The organism is Methylobacterium symbioticum (assembly GCF_902141845.1).
Lineage (GTDB): Bacteria > Pseudomonadota > Alphaproteobacteria > Rhizobiales > Beijerinckiaceae > Methylobacterium > Methylobacterium symbioticum.
On the sequence record NZ_CABFPH010000044.1, the window covers coordinates 18505 to 42563 of the forward strand.

The following is a 24059-nucleotide window of genomic DNA, read 5'->3' on the forward strand; positions in this document are numbered from 1 at the left end:
CGAGAGGCCGCCGCGGGATGACGGATCTCGACTTCGCTCACGCGTCGCCCAAACCCGGTCATCCCAAGACTCGAACAGTCGTTCGAAGCTTCGGATCACACGATCGTGCGTCCGCCACCTGTCAGGTTGGCGTCAGAGAGGGGGCATAACAAGCACGATCAACAGAGCCAAGAGCGGCAGCGAACCGCCAGTGACGAAGTGCTCCCGGAGGAAACTTGATGCACGCCGACACCGCAGGACCGATTCCGCTCGACGCTCCGGGCGCCGTGCCCCGGACGACCGAGACCGCGCGCAAGCCGTTCTGGCCCGAGGGCTGGTGGCGGCTGATGGACGTCAAGATCGGCATCATCCCGATCCCGGTCTACCTGATCCTCTGCGCCCTCCTGACGATCCTGACCTTCGAGGGCGAGATCAAGGCCGACGCGCCGACCATGATCGCGGTCCTCGTCCTCGGCGGCTTCACCTGCGCCGAGATCGGCAAGCGGCTCCCCGTCCTGCGGGCGATCGGAGCGGGCGCGATCTTCGCGACCTTCATTCCCTCGGCACTCGCCTATTACGGCCTGATCCCGCCGCAGATCCAGAAATCGATCGTCGACTTCACCAAGTTCACCAACTTCCTCTACCTCTACATCGCCGCGATCATCGTCGGCTCGATCCTCGGCATGGACCGGCAGGTCCTGATTCGCGGCTTCCTGAAGATCTTCGTGCCGCTCGCCGTCGGCTCGGTCGCGGCGGGATGCGTGGGCACCCTGGTCGGCATGGCTCTGGGTCTCGGCGCCTACAAGACCTTCTTCTTCATCGTGGTGCCGATCATGGCCGGTGGCGTCGGCGAGGGCGCGATCCCGCTCTCGATCGGCTACGCGTCGATCCTCGGCATCCCCCAGGGCGAGCTCTTCGCACAGGTCCTGCCCCCGGTGATGCTCGGCAGCCTCACGGCCATCCTGTTCTCGGGCACGCTCAACTATGTCGGCAAGCGGATGCCCCACCTCACCGGCAACGGCCGGCTGCAGCCGGGCGAGCACGACGACATGGACACGAAGAGCGAGTCGGTGAAGAGCGAGACCGGCGGCGCCATGGACGTCTCCACCATCGCCGCCGCGGGGCTCACCGCCGTCACCCTCTACCTGCTCGGCGTGATGCTGCACCACGTCGTCGGCCTGCCTGCCCCCGTGGCGATGCTGTTCCTGGCTGTGCTCGCCAAGCTGACCCAGGCGGTCTCGCCCCATCTCCAGGCGGGCGGCTTCGTGGTCTACAAGTTCGTGCAGGTCGGCATGACCTACCCGCTGCTCTTCGCCATCGGCGTCGCCCTGACCCCCTGGGACAAGCTGATGGCCGCCTTCACCCTGGTGAACCTCATCGTCATCGTCTCGACGGTGTTCACCCTGATGGCGACGGGCTTCCTCGTCGGCCGGCGCATGGGCATGTACCCGATCGAGACCGCGATCGTGAACGCCTGCCATTCCGGCCAGGGCGGCACCGGCGACGTCGCCATCCTCACCGCCGCCGACCGGATGCAGCTCATGCCCTTCGCCCAGATCGCGACCCGCATCGGCGGCGCCATCACGGTCACCGGCGTGCTGATCTTCCTGAGCCGGCTGGTCTGAGGCTGGATCTGTCGCTCCCTCTACGGATCTCGGGCTTGCCCGAGATCCGCCCGCCCGACCTGGGCTCGGGGAGGAAAGCGACGGTGTGGACCCGAGTTCGGCATCGACGCCGAGCCGGCGCTTGAAGCGGGGGGCACTCTCCCGGCTCGCATCTGCTCGGCACCGCCCCCGCATCGGGGGCGGGAGAACGAGGCGCGACGCGCCTCAACGAATCAACCGGAGGAAACCATGACGGACAGCCCCGCCGCTGGCGCCGCACGCGCGCCCGCCGCCATCGAGGCGGCCACCATGCGCAAGGTGGGCTTCCGCCTCGTGCCGTTCCTGATCCTCTGCTACTTCATCGCCTATGTGGACCGGGTGAATGCGGGCTTCGCCGCGCTCACCATGAACAAGGATATCGGTCTCAGCCAGGCGATGTTCGGCATCGGCGGCGGCCTGTTCTTCGTCGCCTATGTGCTGTTCGAAGTACCGAGCAACCTTGCCATGGAGCGGGTCGGCGCGCGCATCTGGATCGCCCGGATCATGATCACCTGGGGCCTCGTCGGCATCGCCATGGCGTTCGTCGTCGGCCCCTACTCGTTCTACGCCGCCCGCTTCCTGCTCGGCGCGGCCGAGGCCGGCTTCTTTCCCGGCGTGATCCTCTACCTGACCTACTGGTTCCCCAAGGCCTACCGGGCGCGGGTGGTGGCGACCTTCATGGTGGCGATCCCGCTTTCGAGCTTCCTCGGCTCGCCGCTCTCGGCCGCCCTGCTCGAACTCGACGGCGCCGCGGGCCTGCACGGCTGGCAATGGCTGTTCGTGATGGAATCGATCCCCGCCGTGCTCCTGGGCCTCGGCGCCCTCGTCTTCCTTCCGAGCCGGCCCGCCGAGGCGCGCTGGCTGGCGCCGGCCGAGCGCGACTGGCTGGAGCGCGCGCTCGCCGCGGAGCGCGCCGCACCGGGGGCGCGGGCCGGGCACCTGCCGCTCTGGAAGGTTCTGGCGAGCAAGCAGGTCTGGGCGCTGGCGCTGATCTATTCCGGCTCCTCGGCCACCAGCAACGCGCTCTCCCTGTGGCAGCCGCAGATCCTCAAATCCTTCGGCCTGTCGAACCTGGAGACCGGCCTCCTCAACATGATCCCCTTCGGCATCGCCTCGGTGTTCATGATCCTGTGGGGGCTGCGCGCCGACCGCACCGGCGAGCGCGTCTGGAACACCGCCCTGCCGCTCGCGCTCACGTCCCTCTGCCTCGCGCTCACCAACCTGACGAACTCCCTCACGCTGGTGATGGTGCTGCTCAGCCTCGTCCTGATCGGCAACTACGCGATCAAGGGGCCGTTCTGGGCGCTCGCCACCGAGTGGCTCTCCCCGGCCACCGCCGCGGCGGGGATCGCGGCGATCAACACCCTGTCGCATCTCGGCACCGGCGGCGCGACCTCGCTGCTCGGCCTGATCAAGGACCGCACCGGCAGCTTCCCGCTGGCCCTGACGCCCCTGGTCTGCCTCACCGGGGCCGGCGTGGTCACGGTGCTGATCCTCGGCCGCCACCGCGGAACGCCGCCTACCGCAGAGCGGCCGGCGACGATGAATGCTGTGTAATGTCGACCACTTTCAACCGGCGCGAATCCTATACTCCGGCGCGCAGAACCGGGACTCGTCCGGTTGTCGGGGGCGCCGGCTTCACCGAAACCACCCCCTCGACGGTGGCCTGAATCGCCGCCCCGGCCGGCCGCCCCAGGCGCCAGGCCTTTGATTCGAAGAAGGAACACGTCATGCCGAAAGGATCCGATCTACTCGTCCAGGCGCTTGAGAACGAGGGGGTCGAGCGCATCTTCGGCATCCCGGGCGAGGAGAACCTCGACATCGTCGAATCGCTCCGCACCTCGAAGATCGAGCTGATCCTGACCCGCCACGAGCAGGCCGCAGCCTTCATGGCCGCCACCTACGGCCGGCTCACCGGCAAGCCGGGCGTCTGCCTCGCGACGCTCGGCCCGGGCGCGCTCAACTTCTCCACCGGCGCGGCCTATGCGCATCTCGGCGCCATGCCGATGATCATCATCACCGGTCAGAAGGGCATCCTGAAGGCCCGCCAGGCCCGCTTCCAGATCGTCGACGTGATCGCCTCGATGAAGCCGATCACCAAGATGGCCCGCCAGATCGTGTCCGCCTCCTCGATCCCGACCATCGTGCGCGATGCCTTCCGCGTCGCCATGGAGGAGCGGCCCGGCCCCGTCCTGCTGGAGCTGCCCGAGGACATCGCGGCCGAGAAGGCCGAGTCCTACACGGTGCCGAGCCACCCGGTGGACATCCCCGTGGCCCATCCCAAGGCCATCGCGCGCGCCGCCGAGATGATCATCGCGGCCAAGCGCCCGCTGATCATGCTGGGCGCCGCCGCGTCCCGCCCGCGCTCCACGAGCGACCTCGGCGGCTTCGTGCAGCGCACCGGCATCCCGTTCTTCACCACGCAGATGGGCAAGGGCACCGTCGCCCACGGCACCCGCCTCTACATGGGCACTGCGGCGCTCTCCGAGCGCGACTACGTGCACGAGGCGATCGATGCGGCCGACCTCATCATCGCCATCGGCCACGACACCGTCGAGAAGCCGCCCTTCTTCATGGGCCAGCGCGGCCAGAAGGTGCTGCACATCAGCTACATGCCGGCCAATGTCGAGGAAGTGTACTATCCCGACGCCGAGGTGGTGGGCGATCTCGGGCCCACCCTGAAGCTCATCGCCGAGCGGCTCGAGGACCGGCTGCCGAACGCCGGCGCGCTGCTCTCGCTTCGCGAGCACATCCTGGCGCGGATCTCCGACCGCAACGACGAGGACCGCTTCCCGGTCACGCCGCAGCGCCTGGTGCGCGACGTGCGGAGCGTGATCCCGGAGGACGGGATCGTGTGCCTCGACAACGGGATGTACAAGATCTGGTTTGCCCGGAACTACCGCACCTACGTCGCCAACACGCTGCTCCTCGACAACGCGCTGGCCACCATGGGTGCCGGCCTGCCCTCGGCGATGATGGCCGCGATCCTCTATCCCAACCGCCGCGTCATGGCGGTGTGCGGCGACGGCGGCTTCATGATGAACAGCCAGGAGATGGAGACCGCGGTCCGCCTCGGCCTGAATCTCGTGGTGCTGATCCTGGACGACTCGGCCTATGGCATGATCCGCTGGAAGCAGGCGGTGGACGAGTTCCCGGATTACGGCATGACCTTCAAGAACCCGGACTTCGTGAAATACGCCGAATCCTACGGCGCCACCGGCCACCGGGTCGAGTCGGTCGAGGCCCTGGTGCCGACGCTGGAGAAGGCCTTCCAGGCCGGCGGCGTGCATCTCGTGGCGGTGCCGATCGACTACTCGGAGAACACCCGCGTCCTCGTCGAGGAGCTGCGCGCGAAGGTGAAGGACCTCACCCTCGATCCGGCCGAGTGAGGTTCGGGCCCGCGACCGGGCGGGCCTTTCGAGATCGGGCGCTCGCGCGCTGTCGCGCGAGCGCCCCATGTTCAACCCTCACGTCCAGCCCTACGGCACCAGCAGGGACCTCGCGCGCGCCATGAACCCCTTCACCTTTCAGACCACGCCGAACGTCCTGTTCGAGGCCGGCGCCGCCAGGAAGCTCCCCGAGATCGTGGCTGGGCTGAAGGCCAAGCGCGTCATGCTGGTCACCGACAAGGGCGTGCGCAAGGCCGGCCTGACCGAGGCTGCCGAGGCCGCGCTGAGCCAGGCCGGCATCACCCTCGACATCTACGAGGACGTGCAGGCCGACCCGCCCTCGACCATCGTCGAGGCCGCGGCCGCCCGGGCCCGCGAGGCCGGCACCGACCTCGTCCTCTCGATCGGCGGCGGCTCCGCCCTCGATACGGCCAAGCTCGTGGCCTATCTCGCCAAGTCCGAGGAGCCCCTCGACGGCATCTACGGCGTCGGGCTCGCCAAGGGCGAGCGCCTGCCGCTCGTCCTCGTGCCGACCACCGCCGGCACCGGCTCGGAGGTGACGCCGATCTCGATCGTCACCACGCCGACCACCGAGAAGAAGGGCGTCGTCTCCCACAAGCTCCTACCCGACTGGGCGGTGCTCGACCCCGAGCTGACCCTGGGGCTGCCCGCCCCCGTCACCGCCGCGACCGGCATCGACGCGATGGTGCATGCGATCGAGGCCTTCACCAGCAAGCACAAGAAGAACCCGATCTCGGATCAGCTCGCCAAACAGGCCCTGGCTCCCCTGTCGGCCAACATCCGCACCGCCTGCACCGACCCGAAGAACCTCGAGGCGCGCTCCGGCATGCTGCTCGGCTCGATGCTCGCCGGCATGGCCTTCGCCAACGCGCCGGTCGCAGCGGTGCATGCGCTCGCCTACCCGATCGGGGCGATCTTCCACGTGCCGCACGGGCTCTCGAACGCGCTGGTGCTGATGGGCGTGATGCGGTTCAACCTGAGCCACGCGCAGGGGCTCTATGCCGAGCTCGCGCCGATCATCGACCCGGAGGCGACGGGCCTGCCCGAGGGCGAGGCCGCCGCCCGCTTCGTGGACGGGCTCGCCGCGATCTGCCGGGACTGCAAGGTGCCGGCCTCGCTGGCTGAGGTCGGCGTCACGGAAGCCGATCTGGAGCGCCTCGCCACCGACGCGATGAAGCAGACCCGCCTCCTCGTGAACAACCCGCGCGAAGTCACGCACGGCGACGCCTTCGCGATCTATTCCGAGGCGCTGGACGGCAAGGCGCGGCAGGCGGCCTGAGGCCGCCTGCCGCGGAACCACCCGTCCGCCGCTCCGGCGGGCGGGCATCCTCGTGACGGAGCGCCGGCCGCGGGACGACGGCCGGCCACGGGTAGGGAGGGGCGTGGGATGGATCCCATTGAGAGCATGAAGGCGATGGGCGAGCTGTGGAGCCGCGGCGCCCGCTCCTTCGCCGAGGCACAGGCCAACCTGTTCGGCGCCCTGCAGACCGCTGCCGGCCCGGCGCCGGCTCCCGATTTCGAGGCGGCCCGCGCCGCGCAGGCGGCCTATGCCAAGGCCTGGACCGATGCGCAGGCAGTCGCTGCCGGCTTCAGCGCCCAGCTCGGCGCCAAGCCGGGCCAGGACCCGGTGGCGGCGGAGGTGCTCGCCAAGGTCTTCGACCCACGCGGCTGGCTCTCGGCCTCAAGCGAGGTGGACGCGGCGCTGAGCCGCCTCGCCGAGGGGCCGCAATTCGCCGACCTGTTCCAGGTCGAGCGCAAGTTCGCCGGCCTGACCACGGCCTGGACGGCGCTGCGTCGGCGCAATCTCGAGCACAACACCCTGATGCTGGAGGCCTGGACCCGGGCCACCGGCGCCTTCTCCAAGGCCGTCAACGCGAAGGCCGAGGCCGGCCAGCCGCTGGAATCCGCCCGCGCCCTGATGGCCCTGTGGATCGAGACCGCCAACGACGTCCTGGTGGAGACGCAGCGCTCCGAGGCCTTCCTGAAGAGCCAGCGGGAATCGCTCAAGGCCGCCACGGATCTGCGCCTCGCGCAGCAGGATCTCGGCGAATATTATAGCCAGATGTTCGGCTACCCGACGCGGGCGGAGCTCGACGACCTGCACAAGACGGTGACGGAGCTCCGCCGCGAGCTGCGCGCCCTCAAGCGCGCGAAGGGAGCCACGCGCCAGAAGGAGGCCACGCCGTGAGCCGCCCCACCATCACGCCGGCCGACGCGGTCGCCGAGGTCTCGGCGCTCGGGCGCCGCATCGCGGAGGGCGCCAAGCTTTTCGGCGAGATCCGCGATGCGGACGTACAGATCGCCACCACGCCGAAGGACCTCGTCTGGAGCCAGGACAAGGTCTCGCTCTACCGCTACCGGCCGCTCGCCGAATCCAAGGGCCTGCCTCCGGTGCTGATCGTCTACGGGCTGATCGGCCGCTACACCATGGCGGACCTGCAGGAGGACCGCTCGCTGGTCCGCAACCTGCTCAATCTCGGTCTCGACCTCTACGTGGTCGACTGGGGCAATCCGAGCCGCGCCGAGCGCTTCGTCACCATCGACGACTATGTCGACGGCTACCTCGCCGAGTGCGTGTCCTTCATCCAGGATCAGGCCGGCCGCGAGCGCGTCAACCTGCTCGGCATCTGCGAGGGCGGGGTCTTCACCACCTGCTACGCGGCGCTCTACCCAGCCGACGTCAACGCGATGGTGCTGACCATCACGCCGATCGACTTCCACGCCGATCAGGTCGAGAACCGCCCCGGCCACGGCTTCATCAATCTCTGGATGCGCTCCCTCAGCCCCGAGGACATCGACCGGCTGATCGAGTCGCAGGGCTCGCTGCCCGGCGCCTTCATGGGCTCGGTCTTCTCGATGATGACGCCGATGCGGACGCTGACGAAGTACAACCTCGACCTGCTCGACGCGCTCGCCGACAAGAAGAAGTTCCTGAACTTCCTCCGCATGGAGAAGTGGATCGCCGACCGGCCGGATCATCCGGGCGAGGCGGCCAAGCAGTGGCTCAAGGATCTCTACCAGGACAACAAACTGGTCGAGAACCGCTTCGAGCTGTCCGGCCGTACGGTGAAGCTGTCCGACATCACCTGCCCGGTGCTCAACGTCTTCGCCAAGGACGACCACATCATCCCGCCCGCCACCTCGCGGGCGCTCGGGCCCAAGATCGGCACGCAGGACTACACGGAGCTCGGCCTGCCCGGCGGCCATGTCGGCGTCTTCGTCGGCGGCAAGGCGCAGGCCTTGCTGGGCTCCGGCATCGCCGACTGGCTGAGCGCGCGCGGCTGAGGGAGATCCGGGGTTGGGCAGCCTGAAGAACAAGATCGTCAGCGCCGACGAGGCGGTCGCGATCATCCACGACGGCGACATGGTCGCGGTGTCGGGCTTCGTCGGCATCGGCACGCCGGATGAGCTGATCCTGGCGCTCGCCCGCCGCTTCGAGGTCAGCCAGGGCCCGCGCGACCTCGGGCTGATGTTCGCCGCCGCGCCCGGCGACGGCAAGGAGCGCGGCCTCAACCGCCTCGCGCTGCCGGGTCTCGTCCGCCGGGTCGTCGGCGGGCACTGGGCGCTGGTGCCCAGGCTCGGCGCCCTCGCGGTCGAGGGGCAGATCGAGGCCTACAACCTGCCGCTCGGCGTGGTCTCGCATCTTTACCGCGAGATCGCCGCCCATACGCCGGGGCACATCACCAAGGTCGGGCTCAACACCTTCGTCGATCCGCGTCTCGAAGGCGGCAAGCTCAACGCGATCACCACGGAGGACCTCGTCAGCGTGGTCGAGCTCGGGGGCGAGCCCTGGCTGCACTACAAGGCCTTCCCGGTGAATGTCGCCCTGATCCGCGGCACCACGGCGGATCCCGCCGGCAACATCACCATGGAGCGCGAGGCGCTGACCCTCGACAACCTCGCCGCCGCCATGGCCGCCAAGAACTCCGGCGGCTTCGTGATCGCGCAGGTGGAGCGGCTGGCGGAAGCCGGTTCGCTCAACCCGCGCGAGGTGCAGGTGCCGGGCGTGCTGGTCGACTGCGTGGTGCTGAGCGAGCCCGAGAACCACCGCCAGACCTACGGCACCGCCTACAACCACGCCTATACGGGCCGCCAGCGGGTGCCCCTCGACCGTATCGTCCCGATGAGCCTCGACGCGCGCAAGGTGATCGCCCGGCGCTGCGCCTTCGAATTGCCGCTGGGCGGCGTGGTCAATCTCGGCATCGGCATGCCCGAGGGCGTCGCCGCGGTGGCGGCCGAGGAGCGGGTGCTGCGCTACCTCACGCTCACCGCCGAGCCCGGCGTGATCGGCGGCCTGCCGCAGGGCGGGCTCGATTTCGGCGCGGCGCTCAACCCGGCGGCGGTGCTGCATCAGAACCAGCAATTCGACTTCTACGACGGCGGCGGCCTCGATCTCGCCTGCCTCGGCCTGGCGCAGTGCGACGGGGCGGGAAACGTCAATGTCAGCCGCTTCGGCAAGCGGCTGGCCGGCGCCGGGGGCTTCATCAACATCTCGCAGAACGCGAAGTCGCTGGTCTTCGCCGGCACCTTCACGGCCGACGGGCTCAAGGTCGCGGTGGTGGATGGGGGCGTGCGCATCCTGCAGGAAGGCCGCTCGCGCAAGTTCATCGAGGCGGTGGAGCAGGTCACCTTCTCGGGGTCCTACGCCGCCGAGCGCGGCCAGCCGGTGCTCTACGTGACCGAGCGCTGCACCTTCCGCCGCACCCGGGCCGGGATGGAGCTCGTGGAGGTGGCGCCCGGCATCGACATCGAGCGGGACATCCTCGCCCAGATGGGTTTCGAGCCCATCGTCCAGGACCCGAAGCCGATGGACCCGCGCCTGTTCCGGGAGGGCGTGATGGGGCTGGAGCCCTGGCTCCTCGGCCTCTCCCTCGCCGAGCGGCTCAGCTACGATGCCGAGCGCAACATCCTGTTCTGCAACCTCGAAGGTTTCCAGGTCCGGACCATCGAGGATGTCGAGCTGGTGCGCCGTGAATACGAGCGCACCTGTCAGGAGATCGGGCGCAAGGTGCACCTGATCGCCAACTACGACGGCGTCGAGATCGATCCGACGGTCAGCGACGCCTACTTCTCCACGGTCGCTTATCTGGAGAACCGCTACTACGAGACCGCGTCTCGCTATACGACGAGCGCGTTCATGAGACTGAAACTCGGCGCATCGCTGGCAAGTCGGGACCTGGCTCCCCACGTCTTCGAGACAAAAGCCGAGGCACAGGCGAGGAATACGGCCCAGAGCGTGCCCATCAAGCCGCGGAACGCCGCGCCACAGCCTCCGAAGGAAACCTCGAATGCCTGAGACCGAGACCCTGTCCCTCAAGGACCCGAGCCTGCTCGTCGATGCCTGCCTGATTGGCGGCGAATGGTCGAAGAGCGGCGCCGGGTCGATCGAGGTGAACAACCCCGCCACCGGCGCGATCATCGCCCGGGTGCCGAATGCCGGAACCGAGGAGACGCGCCGCGCGATCGAAGCCGCGCACGCCGCCTTCCCGGCCTGGCGCGCCAAGACCGCCAACGAGCGCGCCACGCTCCTCAAGAAGCTCGCCGCGCTCGTCACCGAGAACCAGGAGGATCTCGCCCGCATCCTCACCGCCGAGCAGGGCAAGTCGCTGGCCGAGGCCCGCGCCGAGGTCGGCATGTCGGCGGCCTACGTCACTTGGTTCGCGGAAGAGGCGCGGCGCGTCTACGGCGACGTCGTTCCCTCGCCCTGGGCCGACCGCCGGATCCTCGTCACCAAGGAGCCGGTCGGCGTGGTGGCGGCGATCACGCCGTGGAATTTCCCCTCGTCCATGATCGCCCGCAAGCTCGCCCCGGCGCTGGCCGCCGGCTGCCCGATCGTGATCAAGCCGGCAACGCAGACGCCGCTGTCGGGCCTGGTCTGGGGCCTGCTCTGCGAGCGCGCCGGGATCCCCGCGGGCATCGTCTCGGTGCTCACCGGCTCGGCCAAGGCGATCGGCGGTGAGATGACCGGCAGCGCGCTCGTGAAGAAGATCACCTTCACGGGCTCCACCGAGATCGGCAAGCTGCTGATGAGCCAAGCGGCCGGCACGGTGAAGAAGGTCTCGATGGAGCTCGGCGGCAACGCACCCTTCATCGTCTTCGACGACGCCGATCTCGACCGCGCGGTCGAGGGCGCGATGCTGGCCAAGTACCGCAATTCGGGTCAGACCTGCATCTGTACCAACCGGCTGCTGGTGCAGGACGGCATCTACGACGCCTTCGCGGAGCGGATGGCCAAGGCCGCCAATGCGCTCAAGGTCGGCAACGGCACGGAGGAGGGCGTGGTCCAGGGCCCGCTCATCGACCACGCCGCCGTGGAGAAGGTCGAGGCGCATATCCGCGACGCCACCGCCAAGGGCGCGCGGGTGATCGCGGGCGGCAAGCGCCACGCGCTCGGCGGCTCCTTCTTCGAGCCCACCGTGCTGGTCGATGTCGTCCCCGGCATGGCGGTGGCGAAGGAGGAGACCTTCGGGCCGCTCGCGCCGATCTTCCGCTTCCGCGACGAGGCGGAAGCGATCGCGATGGCCAACGACACCGAGTTCGGGCTGGCCTGCTACGTCTACACCAAGGATCTCGGCCGGACCTTCCGGGTCTCGGAGGCGCTCGAATACGGCATGGTCGGCGTCAACGAGGGCATCATCACCACCGAGGTGGCGCCCTTCGGCGGCGTCAAGGAATCAGGTGTCGGCCGCGAGGGCTCCTACCAGGGCATCGAGGACTACCTGAACACCAAGTACGTCTGCGTCGGCGGCCTCGGCGCCTGACGAAGGCTTTCCCTCCCCCCTCTGCGGGGGAGGGTGGCCCCCGCAAGGGGGTCGGGAGAGGGGAGCGGCGGTGCAGGAGGGTGCTCCGCATCGACGTTGCGCCAGCGCCTGAAGCCGGGTCTCCTCTCCCGCCTCGCATCGCTCGGCACCCTCCCCCGCAGTGGGGGGGAGGGAGGGCGCTACCCTTGCGACGCATAGCGGAACGACTCGGCCCGTCCCGCCTCGTAGACCGGCTCGCCCGCGACCCAGGTCGCCTTCACCCGCTCGTGGCCGAGCGTCATCACCACGAAGAGCAGTTCCTCGATATCGGTGCAGTAGCGCGCCCGGTGGGCCATGAGGGGCGTCGCCGCGGTGTCGAGCACGCAGAGATCGGCCTCGTAGCCCACCGCGATCCGGCCGATCCGGTCCTCCAGGTGGAGGGCCTCGGCGCCGCCCGCCGTGGCGAGCCAGAGGGCGCGCACCGCATCGAGCTTGTCACCGCGGAGCGCAGCCACCTTGTAGGCCTCGCCCAGCGTCCGCACGAGGGAGAGCGAGGTACCGGCCCCCACATCGGTGCCGAGCCCCACCCGCACCGGCCGGCGCGGATCGAGGGCATCGAACAGACGGAACAGGCCGCTGCCGAGGAAGAGGTTCGAGCTGGGGCAGTGCGCGAGCGCTGCCCCCGCCCGGTGGCAGGTGCAGAAATCCGCCTCGTCCATGTGGATCGCGTGGCCGAACACCGCACGGGGCCGGACGAGCCCGGCCTGGGCGTAGACGTCGAGATAGCTGGAGCGGGCCGGGAACAGCTCGCGCACCCAGGCCACCTCCGCCTCGCTCTCGCAAAGATGGGTCTGCAGGTAGAGATCCGGCCGCTCGGCGAGGAGCGCCCCGGCCGCATCGAGCTGGGCATCCGAGCAGGACGGGGCGAAGCGCGGGGTGACGGCGTAGAGCTGGCGCCCGCGTCCGTGCCAGCGCGCGGCCAGATCCCGGCTCTCCCGGTAGCCGCGCTCGGCCGTGTCGAGGAGGGCTGCGGGGGCGTTGCGGTCCATCATCACCTTGCCGGCCACCATGCGGGTGTTGAACCGCTCGGATTCCGCGAAGAAGGCCTCGGCCGAATGTGGATGCACCGTGCAGTAGACCGCGGCCGTGGTGGTGCCGCAGGCCAGAACCGCGCGCAGGAACAGCCGCGCCGTCTCCTCGGCATGGACCCGGTCGGCGAAGGCGAACTCCGCCGGGAAGGTGTAGCGCGTCAGCCAGGCGAGGAGCTCCTCCCCGAAGGCGCCGATCATCTGGATCTGCGGGTAGTGGACATGGGTGTCGATCAGCCCCGGGACGATGAGGCTGTCGGGATATTCCACCGGCACCACGCCCTCGGGCAGGGCGCCACAGGTGGTGGCATAGGCGCCGAAGGCGGTGACGCGCCCGCCCTGCATCACGACGAGCCCATCCTCGTGGTGGACGAGGCAGGCGCCGGGCTCGTCGAGGAACGGGTTGCCCTTGAGCGTGAGCACGCGCCCACGCAGGGCCCGCACGGTCGAGTCGGTCATGCGGGATCGATCCGGGTTTCCAAAGGGATGATCCCTTTGGTGGGGGTATCGGGGCGAAGTCCCGATGCAAATTCCGGGCTCCGCCCGGACCCGCGAGAGGGATGATCCCTCTCGACACCCGGACGATTGAGCCGGAGCGCCGCGCCCTACTTGTCGTACTTGATGTAGGCGAAGCGCGGGTCGGTCGGCGTCCCTTCGAGGGCGCCGCCCTCGCGGCCCGGCTGCCAGCCCACCACCTGCTCGATCTTGGCGGCCAGGGCGAAATCCTTGTCGGTGATGCCCTTCGCCGCATGGTTCATCAGCCGCACCTCGACCCAGGCGTAGGAAGCCGTGAGATCGGGATGGTGCCAGGCCGCCTCGGCGAGATGGCCCACCGTGTTGATCACCATCAGCGTGCTCTTCCAGCCCGCCGTCTTGTAGGTGCGCCGGATCCAGCCGTCCTCGTAGCGCCAGTCCGGCAGCTCGGCCTTCAGCCGGGCCTCGATGGTGGCGTCGTCCAGAGCCCCCTCGCGCCGCTCGCTCATCGCTCGTCTCCTCCGCTGCCTCGCGGGAGGGTGCCTCGCGCCGGAAAAGCGCGCAAGCCGCGCGCAAGGTCCGCGCACATGGCCGGTGGACGCCTCGCCGGGGGCGCCCTATGACCTTTTGGCAATGGCCCCGGCCGAACGCGCGCGCCAAGCTCGCATCCGGACCGGCGGCATCGAAGAACCGTCTAGGACATCAGGGAGAGGGCGCCATGCTGTCACGGCGCGGATTGCTCGCCGGGGCGCTCGCGGGCGCGGCCGCCGTCTCGGCGCGCCCGGCCGCTGCGGCGGCGCCGGCCTTCCGCCTCGGCAGCCTGCCCTTCGGCACGGTCGCCTGGGAGGCGGCGGTGATCAAGGCCCGCGGCCTCGACGCGGCCAACGGCTTCGAACTGGACGTGGTGAAGCTCGCCGGCAACGACGCGGCGCGCATCGCCTTCATGGGCGGACAGGTCGACGCCATCGTCGGCGACCTGCTCTGGGCGGCCCGCCTCGGCAACGAGGGCCGCAATCTCCGCTTCATCCCCTACTCGACCACGGAAGGCGCGGTGATGGTGCCGGGCGACAGCCCGATCCGCGGCCTCAAGGCCCTCGCCGGCAAGCGCCTCGGCGTGGCGGGCGGCCCCCTCGACAAGAACTGGCTCCTCCTGAAGGCCCAGGCGCGCGACGCCGCTGACCTCGACCTGGAGACCAAGGCCGAGCTGGCCTACGGCGCCCCGCCGCTGATCACCCTGAAACTGGAGCAGGGGGCGCTCGACGCCGCGCTCACCTACTGGACCTATTGCGCGCGGCTCGAGGCCAAGGGCTTCCGCCGGCTGGTCGGGGCCGACGACATCATGCGCGCCTTCGGGGCGACCGGCGCCGTGTCGCTGATCGGCTACCTCGTGGACGGGGCCGCCGTGCAGCAGAAGCCGGAGATGGTGGCCGGCTTCGCCCGGGCCTCGCGGGCGGCCAAGGACCTCCTCGCCTCGGATCCGAAGGCGTGGGAGATCGTGCGTCCGCTGATGACGGCGGAGGACGAGCCCACCTTCGAGGCGCTGAAGCGCGACTTCCTCGCCGGCATCCCGCGCCGGACGATCGCCGAGGAGCGCGGCGACGGCGAGCGGCTCTACGCGGTGATGCAGCGGCTCGGCGGCGAGCGGCTCGTCGGCGCGGGCACTGCCCTGCCGCCGAACCTCTACTTCGACGGGAGCCGGAATGGCTGAGCCGGCCGGCCGGGGGCGCCGGCCCCCCGCATGAACCTTCTCACCCGCCTCGTCTCGGTGGCGGTCCTGGTCGCCGCCTGGCAGGCGGCGGCGCAGGCCGCCGGCTCGCGCCTGCTGCCGGCCCCGCTGGCGGTCGCCACCTTCATCGCCGAGGAGGCGGCGCGCGGCGACCTGTTCCACAATGTCGGCGTCACGCTCCTGCGGGTCGGGGTCTCCTTCGGCCTCGCCATGGCGCTGGGCGTGCTGCTCGGCGTGGCCCTGGGGCGCGCGAAGGCCCTGAACCTCGCCCTCGACACGCCGCTCCTCGTCGTCCTCAACACCCCGGCCCTCGTGATCACGGTGCTGGCCTATATCTGGGTCGGCCTCAACGAGACCGCGGCGATCCTGGCGGTGGTGCTGAACAAGCTGCCGAACGTCGCGGTGATCGTCCGCGAGGGCGCCCGCGAGCTCGATCCGGGCCTTGAGGAGATGGCCCGCACCTACCGCTTCGACCGGCGCACCTGGATCGCGCATGTGCTGGTGCCCCAGCTGCAGCCCTACGTGGTGGCCGCGGCGCGCTCCGGCCTCTCGCTGGCCTGGAAGATCGTGCTCGTGATCGAGCTGCTGGGGCGACCCGACGGCGTCGGCTTCGCGATCAACTTCTACTTCGTGCAGTCGACGAACGTGGCGGCGATCCTCGGCTACAGCATCGTCTTCATGAGCGTGATGATCGCCATCGACATCCTGATCCTCCAGCGGCTGCAGGCGCATGTCCGGCGCTGGCGCTGAGCCCACGGTCCTTCGGGTCGCCATCGACCGCAAGGTCTATCACCCGGCCTCGGCCGAGCCCGTCGAGGCGGTGCGCGGCCTCGCCTTCGCCGTACGATCGGGCGAGATCGTCTGCCTGATCGGCCCGTCCGGCGCGGGCAAGTCGACCACCCTGCGCATCCTGCTCGGGCTCGACCCGGACTACGAGGGCCGCGTCGAGCCCGATCCCCGGACGGACTCGGCCCGGCCCGGCATGGTCTTCCAGGAGCCGCGGCTCCTGCCCTGGCGCACGGTGGAGCAGAACGTGCGCCTCGCCATGCCGCGGGCGCGGCGCGGGCGCGACCTCGACGCCCTGTTCGCGCATCTCGGCCTGGCGCCCTGGCGCGGGCGCTATCCCGGCGCACTCTCGCTCGGCATGCAGCGGCGTGTGGCGCTCGCCCGGGCGCTCGCCGACGAGCCGCGCCTCCTCGTCCTCGACGAGCCCTTCGTCTCCCTCGACGACGCGGCGGCGGCCTCGCTCCGCGGCCTCGTGGTCGAGACGGTCGACCGGCTCGGCATGAGCGTGCTGATGGTCACCCACAACGTCGCCGAGGCGATCGCAGTCGCCGACCGGCTGCTGCTGCTCTCGGCGCGGCCCGCGAGCCTCGTGGCCGAGGTCACGCTCGACCGGCCGCGCCAGGTCCGCGATCGCGCCTGGGCGGAGGCGACCCGCGCCGGCCTCGCGGCGGCGCATCCGGGGGTGATCGCGGAGTAGGGGGCGCGGGCCTACTCGGCCTTGGCGTCCACCTCGATCTTGTCGAACACCGCCGCCGGAGAGCGGGCGAAGGCGAAATCGGCGAAACCCAGGCCCGCATCGGTCTTGGCCTTGGCGTTGACCACGAGGCGGCCGGGCTTCGTCACGAACTGGCCCATCGCCGTGCCGATCGCCTTCGCGCCGGCCGAACCGCCGAGGATGATCGGCACGCCGAACTGGCTGGCGTTCACGTATTCCTGGCGCAGCTCATCGGGCTTCAGGCTGAGACTCTTCGACTGCGCCGCGATGAAGCGCTCGAACAGGCCGGTATTCTCGACCGTCACGTCGAGGGCCTTGGCGTTCGCGGTGAACATCAGGAGCTGGGTGGCCGGGACCTTGGCGGTGAGGACCTCCGGCCCGACGCCGCCGACGAGGCCGGAGAGCCGCACTGTGCCCATGTCGCGGCCGGTCAGCGTCATCTCGCGCAAGGAAACCTCGCGCTTGCCCTCGTCCCAGGCGAGGTCGGCGACGAAGGTGAGGTCGAGGTCGCGGTAGCCGTAGGCCGGCAACGCCCCGAGGACCGGCGCATCCGCCATCATCGCGGCCGGCATGACGAGGCCCGACAGGCTGAAGCGGGTCGCGGTCGGAACCCCCTCCTTGAGGGGGCCGAAGCTGACCGCCGCGTCGCGCAGCGCCACATGCGTGACGGCGGGCGGAGCGGCCGCGGGAGCGGCGAGGGGATCGCCGGCAGCCCTCTGATCCGCCTTCGGCTCGGGCTTGGCCTCGGGTCTGCCGGGCTTCGCCTCCACCTTCGGGTTGAGCTTGGCGGACGGCTTCCCGGCGGACGGTTCGGCCGGCAGGTCGAGGCTCATCTCCTGCAGGGTCAGCCCGCCGATCGCCGGCATCAGGCGGCGCATCTCGTCCTCGCCGATCTCGGCGTCGGGCTTGGCGAGGCGGCGCAGGGTCTCGATGGTCGGCGCCAGTGAGACGCCGGTCAGCGCGAGCCGCGCGAGGCGGGCTCGGGTCGCCCCTTGCGTGAAGGCGAGGCCCTCCATCCGGAAGCCCGCCTCGGGCCCGCTCGCATAGGTGAGGCGGCCCACCTCGATGAGGAGCGGCCCGTCGGCGTCGGTCTCGCTGAGGGAGAGGTCGCGCGCCTCGAGCGTGCCGACATCGAGGGCGCCGAGCAGGTCGGCGCCGGCTCCGGCGAGCCGGGCGCGCTCGGGCGCGGGCAGGGCCTCGGCCTCGGGGTCGGCGCTCAGCGCCGCCAGGCCGGCGGAGATCGCGTCGAGGGCGCCGCTCCAGCCGCCGGGGACCTGGCGCCCGCCGAGGTCGCGGCCCTCCAGCCGGCCGAGCTTCACCGTGGTGCCCGAGGCATCGGTATAGACCACGTCCGAGACCTGGACGGCGGCGTAGAGGCGCTGCACCGTGCCCTTGCCGTCGCCCGGCATCGTGTAGAGGCGGGTCAGCGCCGCGAGGTCCACGTCGGTGGCGCGGATCGGGCCGTAGGTGCCGGTGCCCGTCTCGGTCCCATCCGTGACGGTCAGCGCGGCGCCGGCCGTGGTCAGCTCGGCGATGCGGCCGGCGCGCACGTCGCGGGCGCTGATCTCGCGGTAGGTCACGGTCTGGCGCATCGCGCCGGGGCCGGCATGCTCGGAGATCAACACCGGGGCGCTGACGCTCGCCGCCTCCAGCCGGGCAAGCCGGGCGGGCCAGGGCTCGGGCCCATCGGCCTTGAGGAGGGCGGTGAGCTCGTCCTTCGAGAGACGGGTGCCGCTCACCGTGATCTTCGGTGCCCGGAACACCGTGGTGCCGAGCGGCAGGCTCACGTCGGCGAGGGTCACGTCCTGCACCGCCGAGGCCGCCTCCTGCGCGGCCAGCGGCGTCGCCGTCATGCAGAGGACAGGCAGGGCGGCGGCGAGCGCGGACGCGAGAACCGCCGGCGCGAGGCGGGCGCGGCCCTTCGGGTGACTCATGTGCGTGTCCGGATCGCCGACGGCATGTCGAGGTGTGCGGGGCGGCAGGCATCTCGGCGCACCGCGCACGATTCCCGAACTCCGGGAATCCTCCCATGACCGCGACGGCGCGAAGGGAGTTGTACGAGAGGCACCAAGCCGGCCGTTCTCATCCGTGACGCAGTTCGCGACCGCATGCAATTGCGGCGCATTACGGCAGGCGCGACGGTTCGCACCTGTCGTCTCACTGCAACGGCGGGCAGGCTCGGCGCCGGCCCCGAGAGCAATCCCGCCGGACGGCGAGCTCAGATCGAGAACGAGGTGCCGCAGCCGCAGGAGGCGGTGGCTTGCGGGTTCTCGATCTTGAAGGACTGGCCGATCAGGTCGTTCACGAAGTCGATAGTCGAGCCGGCCATGTATTCGAGCGAGACCGGATCGATGATCACCGTGGCGCCGTCACGCTCGATGGCGACATCCTGCTCGGCCCTGTCGCGGGCGATGTCGAAGGCGTAGGAGAAGCCCGAGCAGCCGCCGCCGTTCACGCTGATGCGCAGCGACGAGCCGGGCGGCTCGGCGCCCATGATCTCGTTGATGCGCTTGGCGGCGCGGGGCGTCAGGTTGATCTCGGTCATGGGGCGAACCGGACTGCTCTGTGGGTACCGTGCGGTCCAGCGATTGCCGGGCGCCGCGTCACCCACAAGATATGGGCGAGGCACGAACCCCGCAACGCGCGGGGGCCGAGGGGGAGCCATGCGAAGATCCGACCGGAGCGGGGCGAGGAGGCGGCACGGTGCGGCCCCCCGGTGAGCGCTGGCGTGCGCCCTACGCCACGGACCCGGCGCGCACGCGCGGGCGCCTGATCCCGGAGCCGTCCTCTCCGACGCGCAGCGACTTCCAGCGCGACCGCGACCGCATCGTGCACTCGACGGCCTTCCGGCGGCTCAAGCACAAGACCCAGGTCTTCGTGCACCACGAGGGCGACCATTACCGCACGCGGCTCACCCACACCCTGGAGGTGGCCCAGGTTGCCCGCGCGCTCGCGCGCTCGCTCGGCCTGGACGAGGACCTGGCCGAGGCGCTGGCGCTCTCCCACGATCTCGGCCACACCTGTTTCGGCCATACGGGCGAGGATGCCCTCGACGCCTGCATGGAGGCGTTCGGCGGCTTCGACCACAACGCGCAGGCCCTGCGCATCGTCACCCGGCTGGAGCGGCGCTACGCCGGCTTCGACGGGCTGAACCTCGCCTGGGAGACCCTGGAGGGGCTCGTCAAGCATAACGGGCCGCTCCTCGACGGCGAGGGCCGCCCGACGCCGCGCTACAGCCGGGCCGGCATCCCGGCCGCGATCCTCGAATACGACGCCGCGCACCCGCTCGACCTGTCTCTCCATGCGGGACCGGAGGCGCAGGTCGCGGCGCTCGCCGACGACATCGCCTACGACGCCCACGACCTCGACGACGGCTTGCGCGCCGGCCTGTTCGACCTCGAAGACCTCACCGAGGTGCCCTTCCTCGCCGGCCTCCTCGACGAGATCGAGGCACTGTATCCGGGCCTCGAGACCTCGCGCCGGATCCACGAATTGGCACGGCGGGTCATCACCCGCTTCGTGGAGGACCTGATCCGCGAGGGCGAGCGCCGGATCGACGCCCTGCACCCGGCCCGCGTCGAGGACATCCGCGCCGCGGGTGCGCCGGTGATCGCGTTCTCGGAGCCGGTCGCCACCGCGGATGCCGGCATCAAGCGCTTCCTCTACGCGCGGATGTACCGGCATCCCGGCGTGATGGCGGTGCGTGCCAAGGCCAACACCATCGTGGCCGAGCTGTTCGCGGCCTTCCGCGCCGATCCGGCGCGCATGCCCGAGGAGTGGAGCGCGGGGCTCGACGGCGCCTCCGAGGCGAAGGTCGCCCGCCGCATCGCCGACTATATCGCCGGCATGACCGACACCTATGCGGTGCTGGCCCACCGGCGGCTCTACGCGAGGACTCCCGACCTGCACTGGACCCCGCCGAGCCGTGGGCTGCCGCTCGCCGAGCCGTGATGCCCCGATGGATCTCGGGCCTGCCCGAGATCCGGTCGCCCTTCCGTCAGCCGGGGCCGGACGAGAGGATCGGCGCCTCGTCCGACACCGCCGCGGGCCTCTGCCACCTCACCAGCCGTAGCAATCGGCTCCGTAGCCGTAGGCCGGCGCGGCATAGGCGGCGGGGTAGCTGTAGCCGACCGGAGCGTAACCGTAATTGCTGTAGCCGTTGCTGCCATAGGCGTAGCCGTAGGCCGGAGCGGCGTAGCCGTAGCCGTAGCCGTAGCCCGTCGAGACGGCGCCGGCCGCGAGGCCGACGCCAAGCCCGACCCCGGTCCCCGCGAGGCCGAGCCCAAGGCCGTAGCCGCGCCCACCGTAATAGCCGCCCCGATAGCCGTAGCCGCGATAGCCGAGCCCGGCCGCGCGGTAGCCGACGCTGCCCGTCCGGTAGCCGTAGCCGCGATGGCCGAAGCCGCCGGCCCGGGCGAAGCCGCCGCGATAGCCGCCCCGGACGCCGGCGACGCCGCCATGGCCGAAGCCGTGGCCGCCGCGGTATCCGCCATGCCCGTAGGGGCCGGCCTCGGCGGCCGGCGGCGCCATGACGAGGCCGGCGGCGAGAACGGCACCGGACAGAACAAGGGCCTTCATCGACAGTTTCTCCCGTGCATCGATTTGCGTGGATCGAGTGATCGCGAGAGTCCGGCTCGCCCTTCAACGAGGCAGTCTACGCAAGGGGGGGGAAACCCCGGGACAGCGCGGCGGGCCCGGCCCTGAGGCCGCCATCCGTGACTTGGGCCGCCCCCCTTGCTATGGCGCCCGCTTCAGGCACCGGCGGCGCGGCGACGCCCCGGGCGACGGATTCGAAATATCGCGATGAACATCTTTGCCCTGTTCGAGGCCCGCGTGCGCGAGGCCCTCGAAGCGCTGACCCGTTCCGGCACCCTGCCCGAGGGGCTCGACCTGACCCGCGTCGTGGTGGAGCCGCCGCGCGATCCCGCGCATGGCGACCTCGCCACCAACGCTGCCCTGGTGCTCGCCAAGGAAGCGCGCGCCAACCCGAAGCAGCTCGGCGAGGCGCTCGCCGCGGAATTGCGCGCCGACCCGCGGGTGACCGAGGCGAGCGTGGCGGGCCCCGGCTTCATCAACCTGCGGCTGGCGCCGTCCGTGCTCCACGAAGTGGTGCGCAGCGCCGCGACCGATCCGGCCGCCTTCGGCCGGATCGCCATGGCGGGCGGACCCGTCAATATCGAGTACGTCTCGGCCAACCCCACCGGTCCGATGCATGTCGGGCACGGACGCGGCGCGGTGTTCGGTGACGCACTGGCCAACCTTCTCGTCGCGGCCGGCCGCGCGGTGACGCGCGAGTACTACATCAACGATGCCGGCGCGCAGGTCGTGGTGCTCGCCCGCTCCGCCCATATCCGCTACCTGCAGGCGCTGGGCCGCAGCGACGCGGTCGTCGGGGAGGGGCTCTATCCCGGAGACTACCTGATCCCGGTGGGCGAAAGCCTCGCGGCGACCTATGGCGATTCTCTCGCCGACAGGCCCGAATCCGAGTGGCTGCCGGTGGTGCGCGACGCGGCGCTCGCCGCGATGATGGACATGATCCGCGACGACCTCGCGGCGATCGGCATCCGCCACGACGTGTTCTTCTCGGAGCGCAAGCTCCAGGACAGCGGCGCCGTCGGCGAATTGCTCGACGCGCTGCGCGGGCGCGGCCTCGTCTACGAGGGCCGGCTGCCCCCGCCCAAGGGCCAGTTGCCGGAGGATTGGGAGGACCGCGAGCAGACCCTGTTCCGCACGAAGGAATTCGGCGACGACACCGACCGTCCGCTGCTGAAATCGGATGGCAGCTTCACCTACTTCGCGGCCGACATCGCCTATCACCGCGACAAGTTCCTGCGCGGCGCCCGCGAGATGATCGACGTGCTCGGCGCCGATCACGGCGGCTACGTCAAGCGCATGCAGGCGGCGGTGAAGGCGGTCTCGAACGGCGAGGCGACCCTCGACGTGAAGCTGTGCCAGCTGGTGCGGCTGCTGCGCGCCGGCGAACCGGTGAAGATGAGCAAGCGCGCCGGCGAGTTCGTGACGCTGCGCGAGGTGATCGACGAGGTCGGCCGCGACGCGATCCGCTTCATGATGCTCTACCGGAAGAACGACGCCACCCTCGACTTCGATCTCGCCAAGGTGGTCGAGCAGTCGAAGGACAACCCGGTCTTCTACGTGCAATATGCCCATGCCCGGGCCCGCTCGGTGCAGCGGCAGGCGCGCGAGGCCTATCCCGACACCGATTTCACGGACCGGACGCTGCTCGCCCGCGCCGACCTCGAATCACTTGCCGATTCGGGGGAGATCGAGATGATGCGTCTGATCGCGCAGTACCCACGTGTGCTGGAGGCGGCCGCCTCCGCGCACGAACCCCACAGAATCGCATTCCATCTCTACGAAATCGCGAGTTCGCTGCATAGTTTCTGGAACAAGGGCAAAGACTTGCCGCAATTACGGTTTGTTAATGCAACCGACCGAAAGTCGACCGAGGCGAGGCTTGCCCTTGTCGAGGCCTTGAGAGGCACGCTTGCCTCCGGTCTCGCGATTCTGGGTGTTTCCGCACCGGACGAGATGCGCTGACGCCCCGCCGGCGTTGAAGTGAGGATGCTGCCATGACGAATGCTTCGCGTGCGCCCGTCGACCTGGAGGACTTCGCGCGCGCGTTGGAGCAGCATCCGGCGAGCCAGGCGGCCGCGGCCGCCCCGGCCGGCGCGCCGAAGGCGGACCCGCTCGCCGAGCTGGCGCGCATCGTCGGCCAGGACGACCCCTTCCGCCAGCTTCTGGCCGCTCGCGAGGAGCGCCGCGCCGAGGTGCCGGCGGCGAACCAGGACTGGCGCGGCCGGATCGAGCCGAGCTTCACCCCGGAGGCTGCCACCCGCGAGACGCCGGCGGATGCCTTCAACCAGTATCTCGCCTCGGTCGAGCAGGACCAGTCGGCCGCCTATGACGAGCAGGCCGGGGAGGTTGCCGAGGACCAGCGCCCGCTCAAGCGCGTCGATCCGCGCCGCCGCCTGATGACGGTCGGCGCCGGCCTCGCCGTCGTCGCCGTCGCGGTGACCGGGGCGCTCACCTACAAGGGCCTGCACGGCACCAGCTCCGGCGGCGTGCCGGTGATCCAGGCCGACACCTCGCCGCTCAAGGTCGCGCCGAAGGTCGCCGACGGGGTCGAGATCCCGGACCAGAACCGCCAGATCTACGAGCCCAAGGCGAAGGACAGCCCGGTCCGCATCGTCAACCGCGAGGAGCAGCCGATCGACATCGCGCAGGCGACCCGCGCCGCGCCGTCCACCTCCGCCACGGCCTCCACCACGGGCGCCGTGACCCCGGGCAGCGCGTCCCTCGACGCCTTCGGCGAGCCGCGCCGGGTCCGCACCGTCGCGGTCAAGCCCGACACGCCGCCCCCGCCGCCGCAGCGCGAGCAGGCCGCCGACCTCCGCCAAGCCGATATGCAGGCGTTCGAGCGCGGCACATTCCTCCGCGGTGGGCTCACGATCCAGCACCGCGACGAAATCGATGTCGC

18 protein-coding genes and 1 pseudogene are annotated in these 24059 nt (G+C 70.5%); 14 read left to right on the forward strand and 5 right to left on the reverse strand.

From position 1 onward, the window contains the following. The first annotated feature begins 218 nt into the window (after positions 1-218). The 8 genes from MET9862_RS15730 to MET9862_RS15765 all read left to right on the forward strand — a co-directional run bounded on the left by MET9862_RS15730 (position 219) and on the right by MET9862_RS15765 (position 11793). Positions 219-1604: a 2-hydroxycarboxylate transporter family protein gene (locus MET9862_RS15730; RefSeq protein ID WP_142583852.1), complete on the forward strand. Its 1386-nt coding sequence runs from the start codon at positions 219-221 to the stop codon at positions 1602-1604. Positions 1605-1832: 228 nt separating this feature from the next. Beyond that, positions 1833-3179, forward strand: a complete 1347-nt coding sequence (locus MET9862_RS15735) for an MFS transporter (protein ID WP_185156883.1) — start codon at positions 1833-1835, stop codon at positions 3177-3179. A gap of 173 nt (positions 3180-3352) precedes the next feature. Further along, the gene (locus MET9862_RS15740) at positions 3353-5011 is read left to right on the forward strand and encodes an acetolactate synthase large subunit (RefSeq protein WP_142583853.1); all 1659 of its coding nucleotides are present in this window, start codon (positions 3353-3355) and stop codon (positions 5009-5011) included. A gap of 121 nt (positions 5012-5132) precedes the next feature. After that, the gene (locus MET9862_RS15745; protein ID WP_142583872.1) at positions 5133-6311 is read left to right on the forward strand and encodes an iron-containing alcohol dehydrogenase; all 1179 of its coding nucleotides are present in this window, start codon (positions 5133-5135) and stop codon (positions 6309-6311) included. A gap of 108 nt (positions 6312-6419) precedes the next feature. After that, complete coding sequence (locus MET9862_RS15750) at positions 6420-7220, forward strand: poly(R)-hydroxyalkanoic acid synthase subunit PhaE (protein ID WP_142583854.1); 801 nt, start codon at positions 6420-6422, stop codon at positions 7218-7220. Further along, positions 7217-8317: a class III poly(R)-hydroxyalkanoic acid synthase subunit PhaC gene (gene phaC / locus MET9862_RS15755; protein WP_142583855.1), complete on the forward strand. Its 1101-nt coding sequence runs from the start codon at positions 7217-7219 to the stop codon at positions 8315-8317. Before MET9862_RS15750 ends, phaC begins: the two co-directional genes overlap by 4 nt. A 13-nt stretch (positions 8318-8330) precedes the next feature. After that, entirely contained in the window at positions 8331-10328 is a 1998-nt protein-coding gene (locus MET9862_RS15760) for an acyl CoA:acetate/3-ketoacid CoA transferase (protein ID WP_142583856.1), read from the forward strand. Continuing rightward, a complete protein-coding gene (locus tag MET9862_RS15765; RefSeq protein WP_142583857.1) occupies positions 10321-11793 on the forward strand; it encodes an NAD-dependent succinate-semialdehyde dehydrogenase in 1473 nt (490 codons plus the stop codon). The genes MET9862_RS15760 and MET9862_RS15765 overlap by 8 nt, the downstream gene beginning before the upstream one ends. A gap of 179 nt (positions 11794-11972) precedes the next feature. Here the strand turns inward: MET9862_RS15765 and guaD are convergent, their stop codons facing one another. Both guaD and MET9862_RS15775 read right to left on the reverse strand, forming a co-directional pair. Next, entirely contained in the window at positions 11973-13319 is a 1347-nt protein-coding gene (guaD, locus tag MET9862_RS15770; protein WP_142583858.1) for a guanine deaminase, read from the reverse strand. Between the two features lie 146 nt (positions 13320-13465). Continuing rightward, positions 13466-13843, reverse strand: a complete 378-nt coding sequence (locus MET9862_RS15775) for a 4a-hydroxytetrahydrobiopterin dehydratase (protein WP_142583859.1) — start codon at positions 13841-13843, stop codon at positions 13466-13468. Positions 13844-14052: 209 nt separating this feature from the next. On the opposite strand from MET9862_RS15775, the gene MET9862_RS15780 reads away from it, so the two are divergent. Genes MET9862_RS15780 through MET9862_RS15790 form a run of 3 tightly spaced genes read left to right on the forward strand, consistent with a single transcriptional unit; the run spans position 14053 to position 16543 of the window. Continuing rightward, entirely contained in the window at positions 14053-15042 is a 990-nt protein-coding gene (locus tag MET9862_RS15780; RefSeq protein ID WP_142583860.1) for an ABC transporter substrate-binding protein, read from the forward strand. A 30-nt stretch (positions 15043-15072) separates the two neighbouring features. Beyond that, positions 15073-15810 carry an ABC transporter permease gene (locus tag MET9862_RS15785; protein WP_142583861.1) on the forward strand — a complete coding sequence of 246 codons (738 nt, stop codon included), beginning with the start codon at positions 15073-15075 and terminating at the stop codon, positions 15808-15810. Beyond that, complete coding sequence (locus tag MET9862_RS15790; protein ID WP_142583862.1) at positions 15791-16543, forward strand: ABC transporter ATP-binding protein; 753 nt, start codon at positions 15791-15793, stop codon at positions 16541-16543. Before MET9862_RS15785 ends, MET9862_RS15790 begins: the two co-directional genes overlap by 20 nt. 11 nt (positions 16544-16554) lie before the next feature. Here the strand turns inward: MET9862_RS15790 and MET9862_RS15795 are convergent, their stop codons facing one another. Continuing rightward, positions 16555-18495: an aq_1923 C-terminal domain gene (locus MET9862_RS15795; RefSeq protein ID WP_142583863.1), complete on the reverse strand. Its 1941-nt coding sequence runs from the start codon at positions 18493-18495 to the stop codon at positions 16555-16557. 284 nt (positions 18496-18779) lie between these two features. Then, positions 18780-19106, reverse strand: coding sequence for a HesB/IscA family protein (locus tag MET9862_RS15800; protein ID WP_142583864.1), 327 nt, complete (start codon positions 19104-19106; stop codon positions 18780-18782). Positions 19107-19264: 158 nt separating this feature from the next. Here MET9862_RS15800 and MET9862_RS15805 point away from each other — a divergent pair, with 158 nt between their 5' ends. Further along, complete coding sequence (locus tag MET9862_RS15805) at positions 19265-20512, forward strand: deoxyguanosinetriphosphate triphosphohydrolase (RefSeq protein WP_244612736.1); 1248 nt, start codon at positions 19265-19267, stop codon at positions 20510-20512. A 108-nt stretch (positions 20513-20620) separates the two neighbouring features. Here MET9862_RS15805 and MET9862_RS30105 read toward each other — a convergent pair whose 3' ends face one another. Continuing rightward, positions 20621-21139 (reverse strand): hypothetical protein, encoded by a 519-nt coding sequence (locus MET9862_RS30105; RefSeq protein WP_142583866.1) that lies wholly within the window; start codon positions 21137-21139, stop codon positions 20621-20623. 225 nt (positions 21140-21364) lie between these two features. On the opposite strand from MET9862_RS30105, the gene argS reads away from it, so the two are divergent. Together argS and MET9862_RS29430 are read left to right on the forward strand one after the other, a co-directional pair. Next, positions 21365-23119 (forward strand): arginine--tRNA ligase, encoded by a 1755-nt coding sequence (gene argS / locus MET9862_RS15815; RefSeq protein ID WP_142583867.1) that lies wholly within the window; start codon positions 21365-21367, stop codon positions 23117-23119. 32 nt (positions 23120-23151) lie between these two features. After that, positions 23152-24059 (forward strand): annotated as a pseudogene (locus MET9862_RS29430) (SPOR domain-containing protein); the annotation flags it as partial.